At 68.4% G+C, this 4,886-nt stretch carries 7 protein-coding genes and 1 tRNA gene; 4 read left to right on the top strand and 4 right to left on the bottom strand.

The features are described 5' to 3' along the window. A partial coding sequence (locus E1264_RS44930; RefSeq protein ID WP_207936872.1) for a hypothetical protein occupies positions 1-240 on the bottom strand: 240 nt, incomplete at its 3' end. A gap of 144 nt (positions 241-384) precedes the next feature. Between E1264_RS44930 and E1264_RS44235 the strand changes: the two genes are divergently transcribed. The 3 genes from E1264_RS44235 to E1264_RS44230 all read left to right on the top strand — a co-directional run bounded on the left by E1264_RS44235 (position 385) and on the right by E1264_RS44230 (position 1,395). After that, positions 385-555 (top strand): hypothetical protein, encoded by a 171-nt coding sequence (locus E1264_RS44235; RefSeq protein ID WP_165964632.1) that lies wholly within the window; start codon positions 385-387, stop codon positions 553-555. Between the two features lie 304 nt (positions 556-859). Continuing rightward, positions 860-991 (top strand): hypothetical protein, encoded by a 132-nt coding sequence (locus E1264_RS46140; protein WP_279492148.1) that lies wholly within the window; start codon positions 860-862, stop codon positions 989-991. Between the two features lie 324 nt (positions 992-1,315). Beyond that, positions 1,316-1,395: transfer RNA gene (locus E1264_RS44230), tRNA-Thr, on the top strand. Between the two features lie 64 nt (positions 1,396-1,459). On the opposite strand, the gene E1264_RS40235 is transcribed toward E1264_RS44230, so the two are convergent. After that, positions 1,460-1,582, bottom strand: a complete 123-nt coding sequence (locus E1264_RS40235) for an integrase (RefSeq protein WP_207936870.1) — start codon at positions 1,580-1,582, stop codon at positions 1,460-1,462. Positions 1,583-2,169: 587 nt separating this feature from the next. After that, positions 2,170-2,550 carry a MarR family transcriptional regulator gene (locus E1264_RS40230; RefSeq protein WP_132182445.1) on the bottom strand — a complete coding sequence of 127 codons (381 nt, stop codon included), beginning with the start codon at positions 2,548-2,550 and terminating at the stop codon, positions 2,170-2,172. Between the two features lie 108 nt (positions 2,551-2,658). Here E1264_RS40230 and E1264_RS40225 point away from each other — a divergent pair, with 108 nt between their 5' ends. Then, positions 2,659-4,104, top strand: coding sequence for an MFS transporter (locus tag E1264_RS40225; protein WP_243711467.1), 1,446 nt, complete (start codon positions 2,659-2,661; stop codon positions 4,102-4,104). A 322-nt stretch (positions 4,105-4,426) separates the two neighbouring features. On the opposite strand, the gene E1264_RS40220 is transcribed toward E1264_RS40225, so the two are convergent. After that, the gene (locus E1264_RS40220; protein ID WP_132182441.1) at positions 4,427-4,768 is read right to left on the bottom strand and encodes a hypothetical protein; all 342 of its coding nucleotides are present in this window, start codon (positions 4,766-4,768) and stop codon (positions 4,427-4,429) included. Positions 4,769-4,886: the final 118 nt, after the last annotated feature.

The raw sequence follows: 4,886 nt of genomic DNA, 5'->3' as shown, positions 1-4,886 counted from the left end.
GATCGCCTTGACCGTCGAGGTGCTCAGCCCCGACTCTGCCGCCAGCCGGTTGATGCTCCACCCACCCCGCCGAAACAGCTTCCCCAACTGCTCCCGCAGCTCCTCGGCCGTGTGGATTCGTTCCGGGTCGACCACCACAACCCCCGCCGGGTGTTCGGTTTCAGGGCAGATACCAGCACACACCACCCCGCCCGGCCAGGCACGACAAACACCTACCAATTCCGTCTCGGAACCGAACACCCCCCGGGGCCACCGTGCTGTCACCACCCCGACCACAAGAGAAGGGACCTGAAGGTGAACAGCATCCCAAGAACCCCCCACCACCAGCCCCAGCCACTGCCGGGCCCGCAGTACACCACCCGACCCACCGGACCCGGACCGGGCGTGTTCGTGCCAGAGCACGTGATCGCCGCGACGGGCTGCCTCACCTTGGGCTGCGCGGCCGGGGTCCTGGTGTGGCTGGCCCCCGCGGTGTGGATGCCGATCGGCGCCGGAATCGCGGTGACCTGCCTGGCGCTCGCGCTCTACGGGCTCCAGCGCGGACGCCACCAGTGAACCCTCGGATGCACCCCAGCGAACGCGAACGAGGTGCCAGGAACCAACCCGCCTTTGTCGCTACTGGCCGTTCTGATCCTCCTCGCGGGCCTAAAGCGGTGGCCGGATGCATCGTCGCTGGTGGTCGAGGGGGGAGTGCGGCCCCCGCCCAAAACAGATGTGGCCCGAAGGATCAGAGCTGACGCCAAATAAGGCGTTGTTTGGTAGCGTCCCGACGTCCTTCTCGACGGTCGGCGCGTTCGGGAGCCGTGCGCGCGTCGGTTCTGCCGGCGGTGCAGCCGACTAAGAGGAGGGAGGTACGCCAATGGGTGAGCGGCCCGAGAGGAACGCTGCCCTGGAGCGGTGGGACTGGAAGCTCCGCATCGCCTGGGAGGCCGTCAAGGCCGGGCTGTGGATCCTCTGGAAGCTGCTGCGCGGCGGCCAGGACCTCCCCTAGGGGAGGTAGGGCCCCACCCCGGACGAGTCTGCAGCTCCAGCCGGGCGGGGGCCGTCCCCGTTGCAGGGTGATCGGCGTCTACAACCGCGGGATCGTCGCGCTGGGTGTCCACGGTCCGCTCCGGGCCGTCTCCGTGGCAGGACGTGGAAGTACGGACTAAGGTCCCAAGCCGTCCGGCTTGATGTTGGCGCTTAGCCGATATGGCACGGGCTATCCCGCTGCGGTTGCATACTCCTATGGAGAGACCTGCGTGAGCGACTAACTGAGTGACAATCGTGGCGGACGTCGGTGGACACTCGGAGCGCTGTAGGCACTCCTGTGCATGGCCGTCGACTCGATCAATCCATGTTGATCTTCGCTCGTAATGAATAGGTCATCGGTTCGATTCCGATAGGCGGCTCCCAGCTCAAAGCCCTCTTCCGATCTTGGAAGGGGGCTGTTTGGTAACCGGCTTGCTGACAGCGACGTCTAGGCCGCGTCCTTCATGACCCGCGCGAACACGTCCGCGGCAGCCACCTCGGCCGACCGGATCACGTGCGCGTAGACCCGGAGCGTGATCGCTGGATCGGCGTGCCCGAGCCGAGCGGCCATCACGTGGACGGGGACGCCAGCCAGAAGCGTGGACGGGGACGCCAGCCAGAAGCAGCGTGGTCGCGTGGATGTGGCGCAGGTCGTGCACCCGGGCATGGGGCAGTTGCTCAGCCGGACGCGGTCGCCATGAGCGACGCCAATCGGCCGCTGCTTGATCCAGTGCCAGTGGACGAGTGACCTCCAAACTCGGTGCCGACTCGGGGGAGATGGTTCTCGAAGGGGGGCGAGGCCTTGCCGAACCACGCTGCCACGAAGCTGCGCTGCAGCTCGTGAGTCGGGGCCTCTGCCTGAGCGTGCCCGCGATGCGTTTGCGCGATGACGGGCGGCCTCGGTGATCTGGCTGCTTGCGTCCGAGGCACGGCACGTATGCGCGCTGCTCGTCCAACTCTTCGTCCCAGTCGTCTGGCGCCCCCGCCAACGCCCTGGGGCGAGGTGCGGCGGGGCGGGCTTACCTACGTCTTAGGCGTCACAGCCGGGGTGTTCGAGCTGTGCATCGGAGTGAGCTACTCCTGGCCGCAGACCCGTACACGAGTTGCGGGGTGGACGGCAGGTGGGTGCACCGGGGAGTTCGAGGGGTGTGAATGCCGTCAGGACACCGGGGTCAGGTGCTCGGCGAGGATCTTCAGGTGGGTCTCGCGGGCCTCGGCGTGGCATCGCCGGCCCGCGTCGGTGATCTCGACGAAGACACCGCGACGGTCGGCTTCGCAGAGGCCACGCTGCACGTATCCGTGCTTCTCCAGGCGGGCGACCGTGCGTGAGAGGGCGCTCTGGCTGAGGTACATGGCCGCGGCGATCTCCTGCACGCGGCGCTTCTCACAGTTGGCGTCAACGAGGCGGTCGAGCGTCTCGTACTCGCTCATGCTGAGGCCGTGGGCGTCCTGAAGGGCGCGGTCGAGGGCGCAGGCCACCGCGTTGTAGCAGGTCGCCAGCTTGCGCCACCGGCCGACGAGTGCAGCCTCCGCTTTCATGCCGCGGATCCTAGCATGCGCGCGCATCTGATGCACCCGAATTAAATTCTGCAGAATTTAGTGCGTGGACATTTGATGCATGTGCATGTACCGTCCTTCGACGTGACTATCGCTGACACCTCACCTGCCTCCACCGTCGGTGCGCCGGTCGCCAAGAGCGCGCCGGCCGAACAGACCTGGACTCCCCGGCTGTGGGGAGTCCTCGGCGTCCTGTGCGCCGTGTTGTTCCTTGACGGACTCGACGTCTCGATGGTGGGCGTCGCGCTGCCGTCCATCGGCGCCGAGCTGGGCCTTTCGACGACGTCGCTGCAGTGGATCGTGAACGGTTACGTCCTTGGTTACGGCGGGCTGCTCCTGCTGGGCGGACGCACCGCCGATCTGCTCGGCCGCCGGAAGGTCTTCCTCACCGCGCTGGCCGTTTTCGCCGTCGCCTCGCTGATAGGCGGGCTGGTGAACGACGGCACCTTGTTGATCATCACCCGTTTCGTCAAGGGGCTCGCCGCCGCGTTCACCGCGCCGACCGCCCTGTCCATCCTGACGACCACGTTCCACGAGGGGCCCGCACGCAACCGCGCGCTGTCGGTCTTCTCAGTGTTCGGCGCCAGCGGATATTCGTCCGGCCTGATCCTCGGTGGCCTGCTGACGAGCTTCGGATGGCGCTGGACGTTCTTGACGCCCGTGCCCCTCGCCCTCATAGCCCTCATCGCGGGCCTCGCGCTGATCCCGCGGGACAAGCCGGCGGCCGGCGGTGGCCACGACATCATCGGCGCCGTGACGCTCACCGGCGGCATGCTGCTCGCCGTCTACACCGTCGTCTCCGCGCCCGAACGGGGCTGGCTGGACCCGCTCACGCTGGGCTCGGTCGCGCTGGCGACGGCCCTGCTGGCCGCCTTCTTCGTGACTGAGAAGAAGGTGCGGCACCCGCTGATCCGGCTCGGCATCCTGCGGATCGGATCGATCGTCCGGGCCAACCTGAGCATCGTCGCGCTCTTCGGTTCGTACCTGAGCTTCCAGTTCATGATGACGCTCTACCTGCAGGACGTGCTGCGCTGGTCCCCGCTGAAGATGGCCATGGCATTGCTGCCGGCCGGACTCGTCGTGGCCTTCGGCTCCCCGTTCGTCGGCCGCCTCATCGACCGGTACGGGACGCCGCGCCTGATCATCAGCTCCATGACGTCCCTGACCCTCGGTTACGGATGGTTCCTGGCCACGGCCGGGAACGCCCCGCACTACCTGGTCACGATCCTGCCGACGATGCTCCTGCTGGGCGGCGGGTTCGCGTTCGGGTTCAGCTCGATCATGGGTCAGGCGACGGAGGGGATCGACGACTCCGAGCAGGGGCTGGCGTCCGGACTCGTCCAGACGTCGGGACAGGTCGGCGCCGCCCTGGTCCTGGCCGTCGTCACCGCCCTGGTCGCGGGCGGAACGGCCGCCGGGGGCGATGGCTTCGGCGAGTTCCACCCGGGCGTCAACCTGGTCGGTGCCGTCGCCGTGGTCGGCTTGGCACTGAACCTGGTGCCGCTCCTGCGCCGCTACCGCCCCAAGCACGCCTGACAGCGACGCCGGACGGGCCCGGGCCAGGGCGAGGCGGCCTAGTCCTCCGGCGGACAGGTCGGCGCCAGCCTCGCCCACGCATGCCGGCCGAGGCCCGGCGAGCTGAGCCCGGCGGCCGCGGCCGACCTCGCCTGGGTGTGGCGTGGCTGGGGTCCCATCCTGGAGTTTCACGGCGTGGCTCGGAGTTCGGTAGGGCGCTTGCTTGGCGGCTTGTCTCCGGGGCAGGCGGTGAGCGAGCGCGACGTTGCTTGACGCCGTGCTCGCCCACGCTGTTCCGGTGTCGTCGGACCGTGCGTGGTTGAGGCCCGCTTCGAGATACGGCCTAGGTGTTGCGCTTCCAGAAGGCGCGGCGGGGTGCTGGCCTTCCCGTGAAGTCGCTGAGGACCTTGAGTGCGCGGGCCCACAGGTCGTTGACGGTCGCCTGGTCCGATGTGGGGTGCAGGCGGCGGAGGTCGTCGCGTAGGGCGGTGAGGGGTGTGGTGTCGAGTTGCTGTGCCTCCATTCGCTGGGTGATCGACTCGAGGATGGGGAGGAGTTCGCTCAGCAGGTGGTGGACGCGTTGATCATGCGCTTCGGGGACCTGGCGGAGGCGATCGAGCACGTTGCCGAGTTCCTGCTGGAACCCGGCGTCGGCGGGGGCCGGGCGAGCGCGGCGTCGTGGCATCGGACCTCCCGCGGTCGGTTGATTGTTGAGGGATCGGCTGGAGCCTCGGGTGGGCGGGCCCGCGGGCGGTGCGGCGCCATAGCCGAGCGATGGTGGGGATCCCGGAGCTGGGATGGGG

It is taken from the genome of Actinomadura sp. KC216, from assembly GCF_004348535.1.
Classification (GTDB): domain Bacteria; phylum Actinomycetota; class Actinomycetes; order Streptosporangiales; family Streptosporangiaceae; genus Spirillospora.
This window is presented reverse-complemented; position numbering and strand designations above follow the sequence as displayed.